This is a genomic window from Amycolatopsis vancoresmycina (assembly GCF_000716785.1).
Classification (GTDB): domain Bacteria; phylum Actinomycetota; class Actinomycetes; order Mycobacteriales; family Pseudonocardiaceae; genus Amycolatopsis; species Amycolatopsis vancoresmycina.
In genome coordinates, this window is the sequence record NZ_JNYY01000003.1 from 425,483 (window position 1) to 443,796 (window position 18,314).

Consider the following 18,314-nt stretch of genomic DNA (forward strand, 5'->3'; position numbering starts at 1 on the left):
GACGGCCGCCTGAATGGGAGCGCTCTCAGTCGAGGTGGCCGGAACATCCGTGTGCCGACGGGAGTTGAGCCTGGCATGACCTCCCTCGCAGACCGCACGGTCGCTGCCCTGCGCGCCGAGCACGACGTGCTCGCCGACCTCGCCCGCACCCTCACCGACGACCAGCTGGCCGCCACCAGCGGCGCTGCGGAATGGACCGTGGCCCAGGTCCTTTCCCACCTCGGCAGCGGCGCGGAGATCGGCCGCGCTCCCATCGCCGAAGCCGCCGGGGAGACCGTGGCGGAGGAAGACCACCGGACGATCTGGGACCGCTGGGACGCGTCCGAGCCGCGGGCGCAGGCCGAAGGCTTCCTCGAGCACAACAGCCGCTGGCTGGACACGGTCGAGGCGTTCACGCCGGAGCAGCGTTCGTCACTGACCGTCGAACTCGGCTTCCTGCCGGAGCCGGTGCCGCTGCTGACCGCGCTGGGGATGCGGCTCAGCGAGGTGGCGAACCATTCGTGGGACGTGCGCGTGGCGTTGGACCCGAAGGCCGAAGTGGACGCCGGTTCGGCCGAAGTGCTCGTCGAGCTCCTGGCCGGGCCGATGGGGTTCCTGCTGGGGTTCTTCGGGAAGCCGGCCGAGCTCGCGGACCCGGTCTCGGTGGCGGTTCCCGGGGCGGGCCTGGTGATCGACGACGCGGTCACGGTGGTCGACCACATCGAGGCGCCGTCCGCGACGTTCACCGGGCCGGCGGGGGCGTTCATCCGGTTGCTCAGCGGCCGGTTGAAGGCGCCGTATGACGAGGGGGTCGGCGTCGAGGGCGGCGTCACGCTGGAGGAGTTGCGGCGGGTGTTCCCCGGGTTCTGAGCGCGACCGGGGTGCCTGCCTCGTTGGAAGGCAGGCACCCCGGGGGTTCACCGCCCGGTGTTCGGCTCGGAGCTTCCGCCGAGCAGCGATCCCAGCAGCTGGTTGACGACGCCTAGGGGTTCCAGAGGGGCTTCCGGGGTGCGTTCGGGTGCAGTAACCGCCGTCTCGGTCGGTGCCGAGGGGGAGGTCGCAGACGGCGGCGGCTGGGTGACCGGCTTTGCCGGTTCATTGCCGGACAGCATTCGCCGGCGGTCGGGCGGCGGTGGGGGCGGCGGGGGAGGAGGCGGCACGGAAGACGGCTTTCCTGGCCCGTTTTCCGGCGGCAAGGTGTACTGGAAGGAGTCATCGAGCGGCGGAGGGCTGGACTCCTTGGTCGGGTCGACGAGGTTCGTGTTCGACGGTGCCGGCGTGGAGGGCTGGTTGCCGTGGCCGAGCACGAGCGTACTGGCCATCGTCACCGCCGCCAACGCGGATGCGGCGGCGCCCCGACGCTTCCAGCCGATCCTCCGCCGGCTGGTCTCGTCAAGAACGTGACTCGCGGCGGACACCAGAAATACTCGGCGTCGTGCGCTCGGTAGAACTGGGGGTTTCTCGCGGAACTGCTGCGGCTCTTCTCTTCTCTGCCGATCCCTGGACACCATAGCTGCTGCTTCCCATGCACTCGGACGATCCGGCTCAGTCGGAGGCCGGAAGGTTATCGGGGCAGCTGCTCGAGATTCCCGGTGGCCTTCGCAAGCGTGGGAAAGGCAGGATTGCGCTCACTCGAAAGGGTGGGTTCGGCGCGGTTTTAGTCCCGCTTTGGAGTGAAGTGTGGAGTGTCGGCGGCTGATCCCTGGCCGATATCTGCCATGATAAAATGTCACCTAAAGGTGTGAAAGTAACTCGATCGTGCGACTCGATCGGGGGAGGGCTATCGAATCAGTCCACGTCGGACAGGTAGTGGAACTCGCGCAGCGTCACGGTTCCCTTGAGCACCCGCACGCCGATCATCCGCCCGGTGAACCCGGCCGCGACCTCTGTGGACAGATACCGCCCGTCGAACGCGCCCAGCACGTCCACCGCTCCGTTGTCCCGCAGCACCGACAACTCCACGAGGTCCGGCTCGGTCACCTCGCGGAACGGACCCGAAGCAGGCGGCCGGAGCGCCCGGATCCGCAGGGAAACGACAGCTCCGGCCGCGACGGCCGAAAGCGTCTGAACCGCCGGTCCGATCGCCAGCGTCGCCGTGACCGTCTCGCCGTCCGCCGTCAAGCCGTACCAATGCCGGTCGTCGATCCGGACCACGAACGCCGCCTTACCCGATGAAACATCCAGGCGGGCAACCGCCGTCCAGTACTCGTCCGATGCCCGGGTGAGCAGGAATCCACTGATGACCAATTCTCCCGGCCCGGCCGAGCGAACCCGCGGCGATGCCCCCGGCGCGACCCACCGCGGGTGCAGCTCGGGAGTCGGGAAACCGTCACTGAAACTGTTGTCCTGCTGAGGAACCGCGAACCGGTCCTCGGCCACCACCGGCCAGCCGTTCACCCAGTCCACCCCCGCCAGGAACGTCTCGCGGCCGTTGACGTGGAACTGCGGTGTCTTGCCCCGCGGCCGCACCCCCAAGTACACCATCGCCCAGCTGCCGTCCGGGCATTCGACCAGGTCGCCGTGGCCCGTGTTCTGGACCCGGTGCGTGGTGCTCCGGTGGGTCAGGATCGGGTTCGACGGCGCCGCCTCGTAGGGGCCTTCCAGCGCCCGGGCGCGGGCGATCGTGATCGCGTGGCCGCGTTCGGTGCCGCCCTCGGCCAGCAGCAGGTACCACCAGCCCTCGATCCGGTACAGGTGCGGGCCTTCCGGGGCCGCCAGGCCCGTGCCGTTCCACAGCGGCCTCGGCGCGGCCAGCATCGATCCGGTTGCCGGGTCGATCGGGACGCTCGCGATGCCGGGCAGCCGGAACGACGCCCACGTCAGGTGGCAGACGCCGGCCTCGTCCCAGCAGAGGTCCGGGTCGATGCCGTCCGTTCCGGCCACCTGGACCGGGTCGGACCACGGGCCGGCCGGGTCCTCCGCCGTCACGATCAGGTGGCCGCCGTGCAGGATGTTCGTTGTCACCAAATAGAACCGGCCGTCGTGGTGGCGCAGCGTCGGGGCGTAGATGCCCGTGTTCGCCGCGCCTTCGGACGGTGGTAGCTGGCTCGGGCGGGTCAGTGCGTGGCCCACCAGGTCCCAGGAAACCAGGTCCGTGCTCCGGCGGATCGGAACGCCCGGTACGTACTCGAAGCTCGAATTAGCCAGGTAGTACGTGTCGCCGACGCGGCAGATCGACGGGTCCGGGTGGAACCCCGGGACGATCGGGACCGTCATCGCTGTCTCCTCTCGGGTGCCCGCCGCGACGATGGTGCGGCGGGCACCCGGGCGGGTCAGGCGTTGCAGGTCTTGTTGCGGTTGATGCAGTTGACGAGCTGGTTCATGATGCTCTGCGACATCACGTTGGCGAAGTCGTCGTGGTCGGACAGCGGATTGTGCTTTTCGGACGGGAACAAGTCCACTTTGTACTGCTTCTTGACCTGGATGTCGTGCGGGATGTCGTAGACGAGCGTGATCCGCAGCTGCGGCACGGCCGTGAACCCGGCGGCGCAGCGCCCGGCCTTGTCCGGGAACACGATGTGCGTGCGGTGGTTGGCGCTGTCGGTGTTCTTGCCGTCCCAGCAGCTCGGGAAGTCGTGGATCCGCTCCACCTTGCTGCCTTCGGGGCAGATCGGGTACTTGTCGGTCAGCCGGTTCTCGAAGCCGGTGCAGGTCCACGCGGCCCGGGTGTTCTTGGTGCCGTTGATGGACGGCTTCGCGTCGCCGCTGAGCGCGCGCAGGAACTTCGGCATCGCCGTCACCTTGCCGGCCGGGCTGCCGCGGAAGGTGATGCCGACCTTCGCCGGGCGCTGGATCTGACCGTCGTTCTCGGGCAGCTCGTTGTTGGCGTCCGGGCCGGGCAGCGGCGGTGCCGTCGTCGCGCCACCGTTGTTGCCGGCCGCCTGGCCGAGCGTGCAGGGCGCGAGCGTGTCGAGGCCCTGGGGGCGGGCTGCGGTGCGGCCGATGGCGATGGCCATCCGGTCGATGGTGGCGACGCGTTTGTCCTTGAGCGGGCCGAGGATGGCGTTCTGGACGAAGTTGGGGCCGCCCTGGCCCTGGGTGTCGGCCAGCCGCTGGTTCGCCTCCTGGATCTGCGTGTTCAGCAGCTGCAGGTTGCGGTCCACTTCGGCCTTGGCCGACGCCGGGACGGCGGGGAGCTTGCTCGCCACGTCCGGGCAGGTGATCTGCTGCTTCGCGCCGCCGGGCGCGCCGCCGCCGTTGCTCGCCGGGTTGCCGCCGGTGCCGGCCTGCTCCCGCAGCGTGCAGGGCGCGAGCGTGTCGAGGCCCTGGGGGCGGGCTGCGGTGCGGCCGATGGCGATGGCCATCCGGTCGATGGTGGCGACGCGCTTGTCCTTGAGCGGCCCGAGGATGGCGTTCTGGACGAAGTTCGGGCCGCCCTGGCCGCGGGTGCTGATCAGCCGCTTGTTGGCCTCGTCGATTTGCGTGTCGAGCAGGTCGAGGTTGCGGTTGACCTCGGCCATCGCCGAGTCGGGGACGTCGGGGAGCTTGCTGGCCACGTCCGGGCAGGTGATCACCGGGGAGGCGCCGGCCTGGGCGGCCTGGTCGCGGTCGCCGTCCGGGGACTTCGCCGGCGGGTTCTTCTCGCCGTCACCGGTGTCGATGCGCACCACCGGCCAGAAATAGGCCGATTTGTCCCCGTTCTTGCACGTGGTACCGGCCGCTTCGAGGCTCTTGTTGTTCGAGTCCGCATTGGACGAAAGGTTGCCGACGTAGTCGTGCAGGTGCTGGGCGCCGTTGCGGACGCCGGGCTGGGCGACGAAGTTGTCCGGGTTGAAGTGCTGGTTTTCGTTGCGGCCGCAGTCCACGGTGAACGTGCCGGTGGACGCGCCGCGCGCGTTCGCGGGGGCGGTGTTGTCCGGCGCCACCTTGAGGATGTCGATGTAGAGCGCCGGATCGGCCTCGTCGGCGCTGGCCTGGCCGGGCTCGCCGAACGTCGTCGCCGCCGCGATGCCGCCGGCGGCCACGGCCAGCGCGATGGCCGCGGTCGCGATCTTGGTTCGTCGGGAGATGCGGTGCTTTCCCGCGTTTCCGGGCATGGGGTCACTCCGTGGGTTCAGGGACAGGAGAATCCAGGGAATCCACCGGCCCGACCCCGGTGGGCGGTTCCCTGTTAGCGATAACAATGCCCGTCTCGTGAAGTGTTCACCGATTTTCTCGGGGGATCAATGCGGTGCGGGCACGGCGTTATCGTGACCCGTGCACGCCCCGTTGTCCAGAGCTTTGTCCCGTGAGGAAAGAGTTCGGAAATGTGGTGAACCGCGGTGAACCGGCAGCCGTGTACCCCGGTGGAGCGTGGAGTGTGCGTCAGTTGTCCAGCGGGATCAGCTGCGGGGTTTCCCCGGGTCCGGCCGGGAACCAGGCCAGGAACGTGACGCCGTCCTCCTGCGCGTCGAACCGGGCGATGCGCGTCGATTCGGGCTCGTAGAAGACGTCGCCGGGGGTGAGCACCGACTCGGGTTCGCCTTCGATCGCGTAGACGGCGGAGCCCGTTTCGATGCTGCCGAAAACCGGTCCGTTGTGGACGTGCAGCCCGGGGCTGTGGTGCGGGGCGATGGTGATGCGGCGGGCTTCGAAATGGTCGATCACGCGCGGCGCGGGGAGCGGCTGCTCCAGCACCAGCGTGCGGGTGGCGGCCGGGACGGCGGCGGCCTCGGCGTCGCCCACCGGGTCGCCGAGCTCGGTGGGGGTCCCGTCGGCGGGCAGTTCTTCGATCGCGAGGTGGGTCATCGAAGTGGTGTCGGTGGCGCCGTGCCAGTGCCACTCGCCGGCGTCGACGCGGACGGTGTCACCCGGCCTGATCAGCTGCGCCGGGCCGCCGTGGCGCTGGACGTACCCGGTGCCTTCGGTGACGACGAGGACCTGGCCGAGCGGGTGCCGGTGCCAGCGGGTGCGGGCCCCGGGCGCGAACTGCACGCGGTCGACCCGGGTGCGCGACGCGCCTTCGGGGACGGCGAGCGAGGTGATCCACGCGCTGCCGGTGACCGCGTCGGCCGGTGCGGGCGTGCTGGTGGACGGAACGTGACGGACGTGCACGTCGGTTCTCCCCGGGGTTCAGTGGGTGGTGAGCAGCGCGAGCACGCCGGAGACGGCCTGGTCGAACGGCTCGGGGCGGTCGGCGGCGCGCGCGAGGACGTAACCGCCCTGCAGGACGGCGACGATCGTGGCCGCCAGCGCGGCGGTGTCGAGCGAGGCGGGCAGTTCCCCCGCGGCGCGGCCTTCGTCGAGCACCTCGGCCAGCCGGGCGCGGATGCGGGTGAGCGTTTCGTCCACCGGAGCACGCAGCTCGGGGTCGGCCACGATGTCGGGATCCTGCGTGAGCCGGCCGATCGGGCAGCCCTTGAGCACCTGCCGTTCGCGCCGCAGGTAGGCCGTGATGCGCTCGACGGCCGTGCCGGGCGTGCGCAGCTGCTCGTCGGCCGCGGCCAGCAGTTCCTCGGCGCTGCGCCGTACGGCGGCCAGCGCCAGCTCCTTCTTGCCGGCGAAGTGGTGGTACATGCTGCCCTGGCCGGCGCCCGCGCGCTGCTGGATGGCCTTGGGGCTGGTGCCGACGTAGCCGCGTTCCCACAACAGTTCCCGGGCGCTGTCGACGAGCTGTTCCCTGGTGCCCATGGGTTCGGACTGTACATACTAGTAGGTACAGAAACAAGTGACCCAGGTCATGTCACAGCGGCGCCGCGCCCGGTGTCTTGAGGCCGAACGGAAGGAGAGACCATGGATCTCGTCCGGTGGATCGCCGGCCTGAACACCGCGTGCGGGAGGGAAACGTCGTGATCGAGGCGTTCGTCGCCCACCGGAACCTGTTGTTCACCGTCGCCTACGAGATGCTCGGCTCGGCGGCCGACGCGGAGGACGTCCTCCAGGAGACGTGGCTGCGCTGGGCCGAGGTCGACCCGGCGGACGTGCGCGACGAGCGGGCGTACCTGGTCCGCATCACGACCCGCCTGTCGTTGAACCGGCTGCGCACGATGAAGCGCCGCAAGGAGGCGTACGTCGGGCCGTGGCTGCCGGAGCCGCTGCTGACGGCCCCGGACGTGGCCGAGGACGTCGAGCTGGCCGAAAGCGTGTCGATGGCGCTGATGCTGGTCCTCGAGACGCTGGCGCCGACCGAACGCGCGGTGTTCGTGCTGCGCGAGGTGTTCGACGTCGGCTACGACGAAATCGCCGAAGCGGTGGGCAAGACCCCGGCCGCGGTCCGCCAGATCGCGCACCGGGCTCGCCGGCACGTCGACGCGCGCCGGCCGCGGGAGGTGGTTTCGGCGCGGGAGACGCGGGCGGTGCTGGAGTCGTTCCAGCGCGCCTTGGAAGGCCAGGACCTGCAAGGGCTGCTGGACCTGCTGGCCCCGGACGTGGTCCTGATGAGCGACGGCGGCGGAGTGAAGCAGGCGGCCCTGCGCCCGGTGACCGGAGCGGCCAAGGTGGGCCGGTTCATCGTCGGCGGTATCGCCCGGGCGGAGGTGGACCTGACCGGCGCGCCGATGACGGTGAACGGCAACCCGGCGTTGGCCCTGCACGTGGACGGTGCTTTCGACGGGGTCATGGCCGTCCGCGTGGAAGGGGGCCGGATCGCGGGGCTGTACTACGTGCGGAACCCGGAGAAGCTGACCCGGGTGGTGGCCGAGACACCGCTGACCCTGCGCTGAAGAAGGCGCCGGTTCCCGTCAGGCGGAACCGGCGCACCTCAGCCCAGCCGCTTGAGCCAGTCTTCGAAGGCGTCGACGAGGTCCTCCGGCTCCCCGGCCTCCCGCAGCCGCCGGAGCTCCGCCTCGATGTAGTGCCGGTACAGCGGAACCAGCCCCGCCGCCAGCTCCGGCTCGACCTCCGCCGCGTCCAGCGGATGGCCCTCGCGCACCCGGGCGCCCAAGCGGACCAGGGACTTCGAAGGCGCTTCCGGCTGGGCCAGGTACCACTCCAGCGACTCGTCGTTCGTCGCCGCGCGGCCGGATTCCGTCGTTGCCGAATACCGGAACCGGACCGGGAAGAACACCGCCTTCGTGAACCACACCTTGTCCGCCAGGAGACGTCGTGGGGTGCGGAACTCCGCTGTCACCTCGTCGGTCGCCAGGACCGCGATCGCGAACTTCGCGCTCTCCCGCAGCAGGTCCGCGGCCGGCGGGCGGGCCACCTCCCGGGTGACGTCGGCGCCGAGGAGGACGCGGCCGTGGTCGGCCAGCTGCAGGCGGTCCTGGGCCGGGAACCGGCCGTCGTCGCGGCCTTCGCGCAGGGCCGGCAGCGAGGCCCAGAACACCGAAAGCTTGCGGTGCAACGGGCTTTGACCCTGCAGCGCTTCTGTCGTGGCCGAAACCAGCGAGGGGTCGCCGTCGCGGACGTCGGTCAGGACGATCGCCAGGTCGATGTCGCTCACCGCGGGGGAGTAGCCGCCGTACGACAGGCTGCCCAGCAGGTACGCGCCGATCAGGCGGTCGCCGAACGCTTCCCGGTACGCGCGGGCCGCTTCCGCGGCGATGGTGCGGGCTTCGGTCGTCGTCACGCCGCCACCGTATCGCGGCGGGCGCACTCCGCGATGCGGTCGGACACCACGCCGATCACCTGCCACGCCCGGTCCAGCACGTCGATCACCGCGGCCACGGTCCAGTCGCCGCGCCGCCGCAGGATGTCGTACCCCATCTCGAGGTGCTCGACGTCGGCTTCGTCGTGCAGCTCGAAGTACTCGTCGTCCGGGAACGCGCGCGTGCCCGCCTGGCTGAACACCAGGCTGCCGGCTTCGAGCGCCAAATGGGCCAGCACGGCCCGCTGCACGCCCGGCAGGATCGCGAACTGGTCGACGAACCAGGACGCGCCCATCTCGATCACCGGGTCCCAGACCAGTTCCCGGTCGTCCGCGCGGCTGCGGGCCAGGATCCGGTCGTGACCGACCTCCTCCTGCTGGTGCTCACACGCGAGCGCCCGCAGTTCCGGGTCGCTTTCGAACGTGACGCGGGCACTGATCATCCGCTGGAACGCGTTCGACCACGGCTGCAGGTACGTGAGCACCGCCTTCTTCGTCTCGACGGTGGTGGTTTCGTCGGTCAGCAGCCGGATCAGGTCCGACGACTCGTACTCCCGTTGCCGCTGCTCGTTGTGGCGGGCCACGCGCTCGACGTCCTGGGTCACGCTCTGCTCCTCACGGTGGTGCTGCACGGGATCATCCTTCCGGGAACCGCCAGGCAAGATCAACAGGCGAGAGGGGCGACGGCGGGGGCCGGTCGTAGACGGGGAGCCGGAAGTAGGTGGTCACGTCGCCGCGCCGGCCCGCCGCGCGGAAGCTCACCAGCTCCAGGACGCCCCGGCTGTCCGCCAGCGGCCCGGGAGCCAGCGCCGCGGCGAGGGCGCGGAACCGGCCGGGGTCCACGCCCTGGTCGTGCAGCAGCGCGGCGGTGCGTTCCACGGCTTCCCGGTCGTCCGGTGCGAGGTCGGGCAGCCGCAGGTACGTCGTGGACTCGGCGGCCCGGTCCACACCGGACCGGAACGCCAGGCAGCTCAAGGCGGCCTCGCCGGCGTCGGTGCGGTCGCCGGCCAGCGTCCGGTAGGCGGCCTGTGCCCGCCGCGAGTCGTGGTGCACCGCCACCGCGGCCACCCGGTCGACCTCGGCGAGGCCGGCGTCGTGGTTGCGGTAGTAGACCTTCACCCGCGCGTGCGCCTCGTCGGCCAGGTCGACGGCGAAGAACTCGATCTCGCGGTTGCCTTCGACGGTTTCGACGCGACGCCGGGCGTCGTCCCAGGCGGCGGCCATGCCGAGCCGCTCCATCGCTTCGGCCACCGCGGTTTCGCGCTGCGCGTGCGGCCACGAGTACAGCCCGAAGTAGGTCTTGTGGACGATCCCCGACGGCGGGCGCCAGGCGATCGAGTGCCACAGCGGCGCCGGCGACGGGCGGCCCGCGCGCGGGGTGAACGTCTCGCGGACGTGCTCGAAGCGGCGGGCCCGGAAACCGCTCTCACCAGGCCAGACGATCTCGTGGCCGAGGCTGTCGAACAGCACGCGCAGTTCCGGCCGGTCGCCCGACCAGTTCACCGACATCTCGGCCGGGAAGCCGTCGTCCGCCACATAGGACGGCTGGGCGGGGGCGGCTCCGATCGGCTCGTGCGCCCACGGCGGCAGCAGGGCGCGCAGCATCCGGGTCGTCCGGACGGACTGCTCGAGCGAGACGCCGAGCGCGTCGCACGCGGCCGACCACAGACCGCCCAGGAAATCACCGAAGAGACGACCCTGTGCCGGATAGTTTTCCCTTATATATTCAGGAAACTCCGGCACACGACTCGTCACGCCCGGATGCTATCAGTTGGATGCGTGCTCAACTAAAAGGCTGCACCCGGGTGGTCCAACCAATTGCGCCATGTGGGTACGCCGGTGCCCGCTGTGGCCACGGAGGGCCACAACGGACTCCGGCGGTGTCCAGAGGAGACAAAAGCGGACAACGCGCAGGTCTCAGACCCGCGCCGGTGCCACCGTCATCGCGTGCTTGACCAACCGGATCAACGCGAGCTTGCTCGAGTCGCGGTCGCGTGCGTCACACATGACGATCGGCACACGGTCCGGGACCACCAGGGCCTCGCGGATCTCGTCGGCGGTGTACCGCGGCGCGTTGTCGAAGCAGTTCACCGCGACGACGAACGGGATCTTCCGGCGTTCGAAGAAGTCGATCGCGGCGAAGCTCGTCTCCAGCCGGCGCGTGTCCACCAGCACGATCGTCCCGATCGCCCCGCGCGCGAGGTCGTCCCACATGAACCAGAAGCGCGCCTGGCCCGGCGTCCCGAACAGGTACAGCACGTGCCGCTGCGAGATGGTGATCCGGCCGAAGTCGAGCGCGACCGTCGTCGTCGTCTTCCGCTCGACGCCGGACAGGTCGTCCACCCCGGCGCTCGCCTCGGTGAGCACCTCTTCGGTCGTCAGCGGCGGGATCTCGCTGACCGAACCGACCATCGTGGTCTTCCCGGCGCCGAACCCGCCGGCGATGATGATCTTGACCGGGGTGGGGACCATGTCCGCCCCGCTGCCGTCAGTACTTGATGAGGCCATCGAGAACCGCCTGGAGAGTTTCGAGGTCCGGCGACTGCGCCGGGTTGTGGGCAGGGGAGCGCGTGATGACGAGACCGCGTTCGATCAGGTCGCCGACGAGCACCCGCACGACCCCCAGCGGGATCTTGACGTAGACGGCGATCTCGGCGATGGACACCGGGTGGCGGCACAGCTGCACGATCGCCACGTGCTCCGGGCCCAGCCCGGCCGGCTCCTGCTCCGACCGCAGCGTCATGACCTGTGTGGACAGGTCGAGCCGCGCGGTGCCGGCCGGCGTCCGGCCGCTCGTGATGGTGTACGGCCGGACCAGCGGCCCGGCGGCCTCGTCATACCAGCCGTCCTCGCTCATGTGGCCTCCCGCAGGACCGACGCCGCTTCGCGCGGCGCCGATGCCATGTAGTCACCGACCCGCTTGACCAGCCGGCTCATTTCGTAGGCGATCATTTCCACGTCGACGTTGTCCGCGGCCAGCACGGCGAGGCAGGCACCCTGGCCCGCGGCCGAGACGAACAGGTAGCCGCGCTCCATCTCGATCATGTTCTGCAGCACCGGGCCGCGGTTGAACTGCTTGCTCACCCCCTTGGCCAGGCTCTGCAGGCTGGAGGCGATGGCCGACAGCTGGTCCGAGTCGTCCTTGCCCATCCCGGCCGACTTGCCGATCAGCAGCCCGTCGGCGGACAGCACGATGGCGTTCTGCGCGCCGACCACGCGGTTCACCATGTCATCGAGCAACCAGTTGAGATCGGGTTTGGGGTTCCCGTACTCGTTCATTCGACGTCAGACCCTGACTTTCGGTATGTGGACTTTCCTGTGTGTGGTCGCGGACTACGCGTCGTCCGGCCCGCCGCGGCCGCGGCGGGTGCCCTTGTGGAACGCCGCGAGCGTGCGTGCGGTGCCTTCACCGGGCGCCACGACGTCGTCTTCGCTGTCGTCGGGTTCGTTCTCGAGCTGGGCGACGAGGTTCTGCTGGGGCTCCCGCCGCGGCAGCCGGGGCCGGTCGTCGGTCGGCTGGACCTGCGGGTCCGGCTCGGCCACGGCCGACGGCTCCGGCGCCGCCGCCGGGACGGACGGCAGGTCGTCGGGCGAAGGGAGCGCGCGTGCCGGGTACGGCCTCGGCTTGGTGTCTCGCTTCATCGGGATCTGGCCGCTGAACGAGCTGGGCGTGTCCATCGTGCGGAGCGAGCTTTCTGCTGCCTGCGGCGCGGGGGCACCCACCGGGGCGAGGACCGCCGTGTCCTCCGCCGGCGTGGTGGCGGGAGCGCCGTCGTGGTCGGCGTTCTGGCCGGCCAGGTGCTGGGTGGGGATGAGGACGGTGGCGCGGAGGCCGCCGTAGCGGGACGGGTCGAACGTGACGGTGATGCCGAGCCGGGCGGCCAGGCGCGCGACCACGAACAGGCCGAGGCTGGAGTCGGCCCGCAGCGCCATCGCGTCGAACTCGGGCGCCTCGGCCATCATCGCGTTCGCCCACTCGCGGACGCCGTCCTTCATGCCGAGCCCCTGGTCCGAGACGTCGACGACGACACCGCGCGCGACCATCCGGCTGGTCACCTCGACCGGCGAGCCGGGCGGGGAGAACGACGTCGCGTTGTCGACCAGCTCGGCGACGAGGTGGATCGTGTCGGCCACCGCGGCGCCGACGATCGCGACGTCGGCCACCTGCTCGACCTGCACCCGCGCGTACTGCTCGGTTTCCGAGACGGCCGCGCGCAGGACCTCCATCAGCGTGACGGGCTTGCGCCAGCGGCGGCCGGGCTGCTTCCCGCCGAGGATGATCAGGTTCTCGGTGGTGCGGCGGGCGCGGGCGGCGAGGTGGTCGAGCTGGAACAGCGACGCCAGCTGCGTCGAGTCGTCCTCGCGTGCTTCCATCTCGTCGAGGATCTGCAGCTGCTGGTGGACCAGGACCTGGTTGCGGTGCGCGATGCCGAGGAACACGTTGTGCACACCGCTGCGGGCCTTCGCCTCGCTGGCCGCGGCGTTGACGGCGGTCAGCTGGGCGACGTTGAACGCCTCGGCCACCTGGCCGATCTCGTCGCGGCCGTGGTCGAGCTGCGGCAGCTCTTCGGAGAGGTCGACGGATTCGCCGCTCTTGAGCCGCTCCACGATGTTCGGCAGCCGGTTGCGGGCGAGGTCGAGCGAGTCGTTGCGCAGCCGCGCGAGGCGCGTCATCAGGGCGCGGTCGACGAGCGAGCGGGACACCCGCACCGCGACGATGATCGCGGCGAGCGACGCCAGCAGGGCGACGATGCTGCCGATGATGACGTTGCGCAGCTGCGCGTCACCGGCGTCGATCGCGGCCGCGGAAACCTTGTCCGCCTGGGTGATCGCGAGGTCGTTGAGGCCCTGGGCGACCTGGGTCGTCGCGTTCTCCCAGTCCGTTTCGGACACCGGCACGGTGTTCTGCTCACCGGTCGACCACGGGCCGTGCTTGACGATCGCCTCTTCGGCGGTCGCCAGCTGCCGCCAGGCCGTGCTGGTGGTCAGTGCCTGGTACTTCTGGCGGACACCGGGGTCGAGGAACGGCGCGATCTGCGCCAGCTGCGTCCGGTAGAGGCCGGACAGCCGGGCGAACTGGGCGAAGTCGTCCGGCGCGAACGTCCCGGCGGCGAAGGCGGTCGAGGCCAGCGACGTCTCCCGCGACATCATGTCACCGGCGCGGAAGACCGAGGTCGCCGTGATGCCACCGGTCGCGGCTTCGGCGTCGGGGACCACGCGGGCCTGGGTGTCGAAGAGGTTGGACGCGGTGTCCATCACGCCGTTGTAGTAGGAGTTGACCTGGGCGCGGTCGATGCTGCGGAAGCTGATCTGCGAGCGCAGCACGGGCAGCTGGTCGAACTGCGACTTCAGCGCGTTCACCTTGGACGCGATCTCGTCGGGCGCGTTCGAGATGGTCGCGGCGAAGGCGTCCTTCAGCGCGGACAGCTTTTCGTCGGTGGCCTTCTGCTGCTGCTGGAGCCGGGCCGGGCCGAGGCCCGGGTCGTCCAGGTACTGCAGCGCGGTCTGGCGTTCCTTCTGGAACTCGGCCAGCGCGGTGGCGGCGGGGATCGACACCTCACGCACGGAAGCCGCGACGAGCCGGACGTAAACGCCGTTGAAGAGGAAGTAGGAGGAGACCGCGATCCACAGCACCAGCAGCGTCACGCTGGGAATGAGAACGGTCCTGGTCAGCCTTTTGCGGATCGACTTGTCGTACGGCTTGTCCGACTCGTCCCGGGGGTCTTTGTTCAGCACGGCGGTTCACGAACTCCTGAGTGACGGTCGGCGAGGAATGGGGACCCGGACGAGGAAGCGGACACGACGATGGGACACAGCGGCCGCCGTCACCCGTCTTCGCCTCACCCTCCGTGTTGCCGCAGAATCGATCAGGGTCCGTTTTTTACCACGAACCCCTGACCGTCGTTCGGTCCGACCCGGGTTCCGGACACTCGTCCGGCTGGTGGCGAACGGCGTTTACTGTGTGCCGCGAGACGATTACCGGCATTTCCTCTGGTACTGGCGCCGCGGGTGAATTCGGGTGGCCGGACGCTGGGCCGAACGGGTGAAAGTGAATTCGCCCGGTAGGTCGCGGAGAGTGGTTCGGCGCGAAGGAAAGAAGGGCAGTGGTGGTGCCCGGACGTGCGTTCGCCGCGGGTTAACTTCCCCGACACATGGTGAGCGAACTGATCGACACCCGCGGCGCCACTGACCTTTACATCGATACGACTATTGTCAACCTGCTTGGACATCCTCTATCGTCTTGTCAACTCAGCCGCCAAGGAGGGTGTGATGAGCGAAGTGACCGGGACCGTGCCCGCCGGCTCGACCGAACTCTGGCGCGACCGCAAGCGGTACCTCTGGCTGATCGGCCTCGTCGTCCCGTCGCTGGCGTTCCTCGCCATCGGGCTGCACGCGGCCACCGGGTGGGGCGGGTGGTTCTGGATCGGGCCCGTGGTGATCCTCGTGATCGTGCCCGTCATCGACCTGCTCGCCGGGCTCGACCGCAGCAACCCGCCCGACGACGTCATCGCGCGGCTGGAGAACGACCGCTACTACCGCTGGATCACCTTCGCCTTCCTGCCCGTGCAGTACCTCGGCTTCGCCGCCGCGTTTTGGCTGATCGCGCACGGCGGCCTCACCGTCGTGGACAAGGTCGGGCTGGCCGTCTCCATCGGGTGCATCGGCGGGATCGGCATCAACACCGCGCACGAACTGGGCCACAAGAAGGAGAGCCACGAACGCTGGCTGTCCAAGGTCGCACTGGCGCAGAGCTTCTACGGCCACTTCTACATCGAGCACAACCGCGGCCACCACGTCCGCGTGGCGACCCCGGAGGACCCGGCGAGCAGCCGCGTCGGCGAAAGCTTCTACCGCTTCTGGCCGCGCACGGTGTTCGGCTCGCTGAAGTCGGCGTGGCGGCTGGAGCGCAAGCGCTACGCCCGGCGCGACCGCCACCCGTACCGGCTCGGCAACGACGTGCTCAACGCCTGGCTGATGTCCGCCGTCCTGTGGGCGGCGGTGGTGGGGTGGCTCGGCGCCGGTGTCCTGCCCTACCTGGTGATCCAGGCCGTCGTCGGGTTCTCGCTGCTGGAGGTCGTCAACTACATGGAGCACTACGGCATGCGGCGGCAGCGGGTCGGCGCGCCCGGGCGGCGCCGCTACGAGCGCGTGAACCCCAGCCACAGCTGGAACTCCAACAACATCGCCACCAACGTCCTGCTCTACCACCTGCAGCGGCACAGCGACCACCACGCCAACCCGACGCGGCGCTACCAGACGCTGCGCGACTTCGCCGAGTCGCCGGTGCTGCCCACCGGGTACGCCGGGATGATCGTGCTGGCGCTCGTCCCGCCGCTCTGGCGCCGGGTGATGGACCCGCGGGTGCTCGCGCACTACGACGGTGACATCTCGCGTGCCAACATCCAGCCCGGCAAGCGCGACAGGGTCCTGGCCCGCTACGGCACCCGCGTCACGGCGGCCGCCGCCGAAGTCACCGACACCGTCGGCGACGCCACCGAAGGTGGCATGTGCCCCGGCTGCGGGTACGTCTACGACGAAGACCGCGGCGATCCTCGGGAGGGCTTCCCGGCCGGCACGCCGTGGGCGGCGATCCCGGACTCCTGGTGCTGCCCGGACTGCGGCGTGCGCGAGAAGATCGACTTCGTCGCGCCGGGGCGGGTGCGCCCGGCCGGGAGCGGCACCACCTAGAATGCCGATCATGAGCGGGGCACTTCCGGCGCCGCCCGAGGGCGGCCAGCACCGGCGGCCGATCATCACCGCGGCGATCGAGCTGACGGCGAAGTCGGGGTGGCAGGCCGTCACGATGGCCCGGCTGGCGGAGCTGGTGGGCGTCAGCCGCCAGACCGTCTACAACGAGATCGGCTCCAAGACCGCACTGGCCGAGGCGATGGTCACGCACGAACTCGACCGGTTCCTCTCGGTCGTCGGTGCCGCCTTCGACCGCCACCCGGACGACCTCGTCGAGGCCATCTACGACGCCGTCCGCGCGGTCCTCGAGCTCGCCGACGACAACACGCTGCTGCGCGCGATCGCCTCCGCCACCCACGGTTCGGCCCCCGAGCTCCTCCCGCTGCTGACCACCGACGCGGGCGCGCTGCTGACCCAGGCGAAGGCGGTGCTGGCCGTCCGCGTGGCCGCCTACCGGCCCCCGCTGGGCGACGACCGGATCGCGGTGGTGATCGACCTGGTCGTCCGCACGGTCCTCAGCCACGTCATGCAGCCGTCGGACACCCCGGCCCGCACGGCCGACGCGCTGGCCTGGGTCGTGGCGCGCGTCCTCGGCGTGGCCGCAGCGCCACCCCTGCGGCACACCTAGCCCCCTGCCGCGGCCGGTCGTGAGTGGTAAGGCGGGTTCTAACCCGCCTTACCACTCACGACCGCGTTGGCGCAGGCCGTGCCGGTCCAGCCAGGACGAGATCTCCGCGGCGATCTCCTTGGGCCGGTCCTCCTGCGCGTGGTGCCCGGCTTCCCCGCAGGCGACGACGTCGAGCGCGGCGATGTGTTTCGCGCACCAGCGCGCCATCTCCTCGCCGATGAGCAGCGTCGGCGAGCCCTCGAACGTCATCAGCAGCTTCGGCGTGCGGTCGCTGGCGGCCAGCCATCCGTCGTAGGCCTCGATGCGCGTGACCAGCTCCGCCGGGTCGCCGCCGAGGGGCAGCTGGCGCGCCCAGGCGAGGACCGGGCGACGGCTTTCGGGCGTGGGGAACGGGGCGAGGTAGGCGGCCAGGTCCGCCTCGGCGACGGGGGTGCGGACCCCGCCGGTGAACGCCTGACGGATGAACAGGTCCTGCGTCAGCACCATGTCCTCGCCGGCGCCGGGCGTCCGGATCCTCCGCGACCGCTCGGCCGCCTGCGGGGACAGGTCGGTCCAGGCCATCGGCTTGACGATGGTTTCGAAGAACGCGAGCCCGCGGACCCGGTCCGGGTGCCGGGCGGCCCAGTCGAAGGCGAGCGCGCCGCCCCAGTCGTGCCCGACGAGGACGACGTCGTCCAGGCCGAGCGCGTCGAACCAGCGGCCGAGGTGGTCGGCGTGGTCGGCGAAGGTGTACGCGATGTCCGGCTTGGGCGAGCGGCCCATGCCGATGAGGTCGGGGGCCAGCAGCCGCCCGCCGCCGACGTGCGGGAGGACGTGGCGCCAGCTGTGCGACGAGCTGGGGTTGCCGTGCAGGAAGACGATCGGGGTGCCGGTGCCGGTTTCTTCGTGGTGCAGCATGGTTTTCACTCCAATGGGGTGTCGAGGAGCAGGGTGAGCTCGCGCGCCAGCGCCGCGGTGCGGTCGCCGTCCCGGCCGCCGAGGGGCGCGAGGAGCCGGTCGAGCAGCTCGGCGACGGTGGCGATCGCCGGCTCGACCACCTCGCGCCCGCGGGCGGTGAGGCCCAGCCGGACGGTCCTCGTGTCGGCCGGGTCGCGGGTGCGCTCGACGAGACCGTCGGTGTCCAGCGCGCGGGCGAGTTTCGAGACGTAAAGCGCTTCCAGGCCGGTGTGGTCGGCCAGTTCGCGCTGGCTCGGGCGCTGCCCGGCGCGCTCCAGCCCGGCGAGCGAGGACAGGAAGACGTACTGCGCGTGCGTCAGCCCGAGGGGGGCGAGGGCCCGGTCCACCGCCACCCGCCACTTGGTGGAGAGGCGCCAGACGAGGTGTCCCGGAGTGCTCATGCCAGATACAGTACATGGCTACTAAGTACATGGCTACTATTTCGGACGAAAGGTCTCGGGGTGGTCTGCCGCGGCTGTCGTGAGTGAGAAACAGTGTTCTAAGAGCCTGTTCTTGAACTTAGGTGCGTTGGGTGAGGCGGCGGCTGGTGATGCGGATGATGCTCCAGCGGACCAT

General features: G+C 70.3%; 18 protein-coding genes. 5 read left to right on the top strand and 13 right to left on the bottom strand.

The window, feature by feature from the left end:
- Positions 1 to 75 precede the first annotated feature (75 nt).
- Positions 76 to 849, top strand: coding sequence for a maleylpyruvate isomerase family mycothiol-dependent enzyme (locus OO60_RS09500; protein ID WP_003097786.1), 774 nt, complete (start codon positions 76 to 78; stop codon positions 847 to 849).
- Between the two features lie 138 nt (positions 850 to 987).
- Positions 988 to 1,383 (top strand): hypothetical protein, encoded by a 396-nt coding sequence (locus OO60_RS46380; protein WP_156081301.1) that lies wholly within the window; start codon positions 988 to 990, stop codon positions 1,381 to 1,383.
- A 384-nt stretch (positions 1,384 to 1,767) separates the two neighbouring features.
- On the opposite strand, the gene OO60_RS09510 is transcribed toward OO60_RS46380, so the two are convergent.
- The 4 genes from OO60_RS09510 to OO60_RS09525 all read right to left on the bottom strand — a co-directional run bounded on the left by OO60_RS09510 (position 1,768) and on the right by OO60_RS09525 (position 6,588).
- Positions 1,768 to 3,195, bottom strand: coding sequence for a glycoside hydrolase family 43 protein (locus OO60_RS09510; RefSeq protein WP_033261199.1), 1,428 nt, complete (start codon positions 3,193 to 3,195; stop codon positions 1,768 to 1,770).
- A gap of 56 nt (positions 3,196 to 3,251) precedes the next feature.
- Entirely contained in the window at positions 3,252 to 5,015 is a 1,764-nt protein-coding gene (locus tag OO60_RS09515) for a DUF1996 domain-containing protein (protein WP_033261200.1), read from the bottom strand.
- 268 nt (positions 5,016 to 5,283) lie between these two features.
- A complete protein-coding gene (locus tag OO60_RS09520) occupies positions 5,284 to 6,012 on the bottom strand; it encodes a cupin domain-containing protein (protein ID WP_003097782.1) in 729 nt (242 codons plus the stop codon).
- A gap of 18 nt (positions 6,013 to 6,030) precedes the next feature.
- On the bottom strand, positions 6,031 to 6,588 hold the full coding sequence (locus OO60_RS09525; protein ID WP_003097779.1) for a TetR/AcrR family transcriptional regulator: 558 nt from the start codon (positions 6,586 to 6,588) through the stop codon (positions 6,031 to 6,033).
- Between the two features lie 158 nt (positions 6,589 to 6,746).
- On the opposite strand from OO60_RS09525, the gene OO60_RS09530 reads away from it, so the two are divergent.
- Complete coding sequence (locus OO60_RS09530) at positions 6,747 to 7,619, top strand: RNA polymerase sigma-70 factor (RefSeq protein WP_003097778.1); 873 nt, start codon at positions 6,747 to 6,749, stop codon at positions 7,617 to 7,619.
- Between the two features lie 38 nt (positions 7,620 to 7,657).
- Here OO60_RS09530 and OO60_RS09535 read toward each other — a convergent pair whose 3' ends face one another.
- The 7 genes from OO60_RS09535 to OO60_RS09565 all read right to left on the bottom strand — a co-directional run bounded on the left by OO60_RS09535 (position 7,658) and on the right by OO60_RS09565 (position 14,221).
- Positions 7,658 to 8,467, bottom strand: coding sequence for a DNA polymerase (locus OO60_RS09535; protein ID WP_033261201.1), 810 nt, complete (start codon positions 8,465 to 8,467; stop codon positions 7,658 to 7,660).
- Complete coding sequence (locus tag OO60_RS09540; protein ID WP_003097772.1) at positions 8,464 to 9,117, bottom strand: hypothetical protein; 654 nt, start codon at positions 9,115 to 9,117, stop codon at positions 8,464 to 8,466. Before OO60_RS09540 ends, OO60_RS09535 begins: the two co-directional genes overlap by 4 nt.
- 4 nt (positions 9,118 to 9,121) lie before the next feature.
- Positions 9,122 to 10,240: a hypothetical protein gene (locus OO60_RS09545; RefSeq protein WP_240490757.1), complete on the bottom strand. Its 1,119-nt coding sequence runs from the start codon at positions 10,238 to 10,240 to the stop codon at positions 9,122 to 9,124.
- Positions 10,241 to 10,402: 162 nt separating this feature from the next.
- Complete coding sequence (locus tag OO60_RS09550; protein WP_003097767.1) at positions 10,403 to 10,957, bottom strand: GTP-binding protein; 555 nt, start codon at positions 10,955 to 10,957, stop codon at positions 10,403 to 10,405.
- 16 nt (positions 10,958 to 10,973) lie between these two features.
- Positions 10,974 to 11,342: a DUF742 domain-containing protein gene (locus OO60_RS09555; protein ID WP_003097765.1), complete on the bottom strand. Its 369-nt coding sequence runs from the start codon at positions 11,340 to 11,342 to the stop codon at positions 10,974 to 10,976.
- Positions 11,339 to 11,764, bottom strand: coding sequence for a roadblock/LC7 domain-containing protein (locus OO60_RS09560; protein WP_003097762.1), 426 nt, complete (start codon positions 11,762 to 11,764; stop codon positions 11,339 to 11,341). Before OO60_RS09560 ends, OO60_RS09555 begins: the two co-directional genes overlap by 4 nt.
- Positions 11,765 to 11,818: 54 nt before the next feature.
- Positions 11,819 to 14,221, bottom strand: a complete 2,403-nt coding sequence (locus OO60_RS09565) for a sensor histidine kinase (RefSeq protein ID WP_003097761.1) — start codon at positions 14,219 to 14,221, stop codon at positions 11,819 to 11,821.
- A 534-nt stretch (positions 14,222 to 14,755) separates the two neighbouring features.
- On the opposite strand from OO60_RS09565, the gene OO60_RS09570 reads away from it, so the two are divergent.
- Both OO60_RS09570 and OO60_RS09575 read left to right on the top strand, forming a co-directional pair.
- On the top strand, positions 14,756 to 16,174 hold the full coding sequence (locus OO60_RS09570; protein ID WP_003097760.1) for a fatty acid desaturase: 1,419 nt from the start codon (positions 14,756 to 14,758) through the stop codon (positions 16,172 to 16,174).
- A 1-nt stretch (position 16,175) separates the two neighbouring features.
- Positions 16,176 to 16,802 (top strand): TetR/AcrR family transcriptional regulator, encoded by a 627-nt coding sequence (locus tag OO60_RS09575; protein ID WP_003097759.1) that lies wholly within the window; start codon positions 16,176 to 16,178, stop codon positions 16,800 to 16,802.
- A gap of 48 nt (positions 16,803 to 16,850) precedes the next feature.
- Here OO60_RS09575 and OO60_RS09580 read toward each other — a convergent pair whose 3' ends face one another.
- Positions 16,851 to 17,699 carry a haloalkane dehalogenase gene (locus OO60_RS09580; RefSeq protein ID WP_003097757.1) on the bottom strand — a complete coding sequence of 283 codons (849 nt, stop codon included), beginning with the start codon at positions 17,697 to 17,699 and terminating at the stop codon, positions 16,851 to 16,853.
- Positions 17,700 to 17,704: 5 nt separating this feature from the next.
- Complete coding sequence (locus OO60_RS09585) at positions 17,705 to 18,139, bottom strand: MarR family winged helix-turn-helix transcriptional regulator (protein ID WP_033261202.1); 435 nt, start codon at positions 18,137 to 18,139, stop codon at positions 17,705 to 17,707.
- Positions 18,140 to 18,314 lie beyond the last annotated feature (175 nt).

Coding starts and splice junctions, on each gene's coding strand:
- OO60_RS09500 (WP_003097786.1), top strand. CDS start 76: ATGACCTCCCTCGCAGACCGCACGGTCGCTGCCCTGCGCGCCGAGCAC.
- OO60_RS09510 (WP_033261199.1), bottom strand. CDS start 3,195: ATGACGGTCCCGATCGTCCCGGGGTTCCACCCGGACCCGTCGATCTGC.
- OO60_RS09515 (WP_033261200.1), bottom strand. CDS start 5,015: ATGCCCGGAAACGCGGGAAAGCACCGCATCTCCCGACGAACCAAGATC.
- OO60_RS09525 (WP_003097779.1), bottom strand. CDS start 6,588: ATGGGCACCAGGGAACAGCTCGTCGACAGCGCCCGGGAACTGTTGTGG.
- OO60_RS09550 (WP_003097767.1), bottom strand. CDS start 10,957: ATGGTCCCCACCCCGGTCAAGATCATCATCGCCGGCGGGTTCGGCGCC.
- OO60_RS09555 (WP_003097765.1), bottom strand. CDS start 11,342: ATGAGCGAGGACGGCTGGTATGACGAGGCCGCCGGGCCGCTGGTCCGG.
- OO60_RS09560 (WP_003097762.1), bottom strand. CDS start 11,764: ATGAACGAGTACGGGAACCCCAAACCCGATCTCAACTGGTTGCTCGAT.
- OO60_RS09570 (WP_003097760.1), top strand. CDS start 14,756: ATGAGCGAAGTGACCGGGACCGTGCCCGCCGGCTCGACCGAACTCTGG.
- OO60_RS09575 (WP_003097759.1), top strand. CDS start 16,176: ATGCCGATCATGAGCGGGGCACTTCCGGCGCCGCCCGAGGGCGGCCAG.
- OO60_RS09580 (WP_003097757.1), bottom strand. CDS start 17,699: ATGCTGCACCACGAAGAAACCGGCACCGGCACCCCGATCGTCTTCCTG.
- OO60_RS09585 (WP_033261202.1), bottom strand. CDS start 18,139: ATGAGCACTCCGGGACACCTCGTCTGGCGCCTCTCCACCAAGTGGCGG.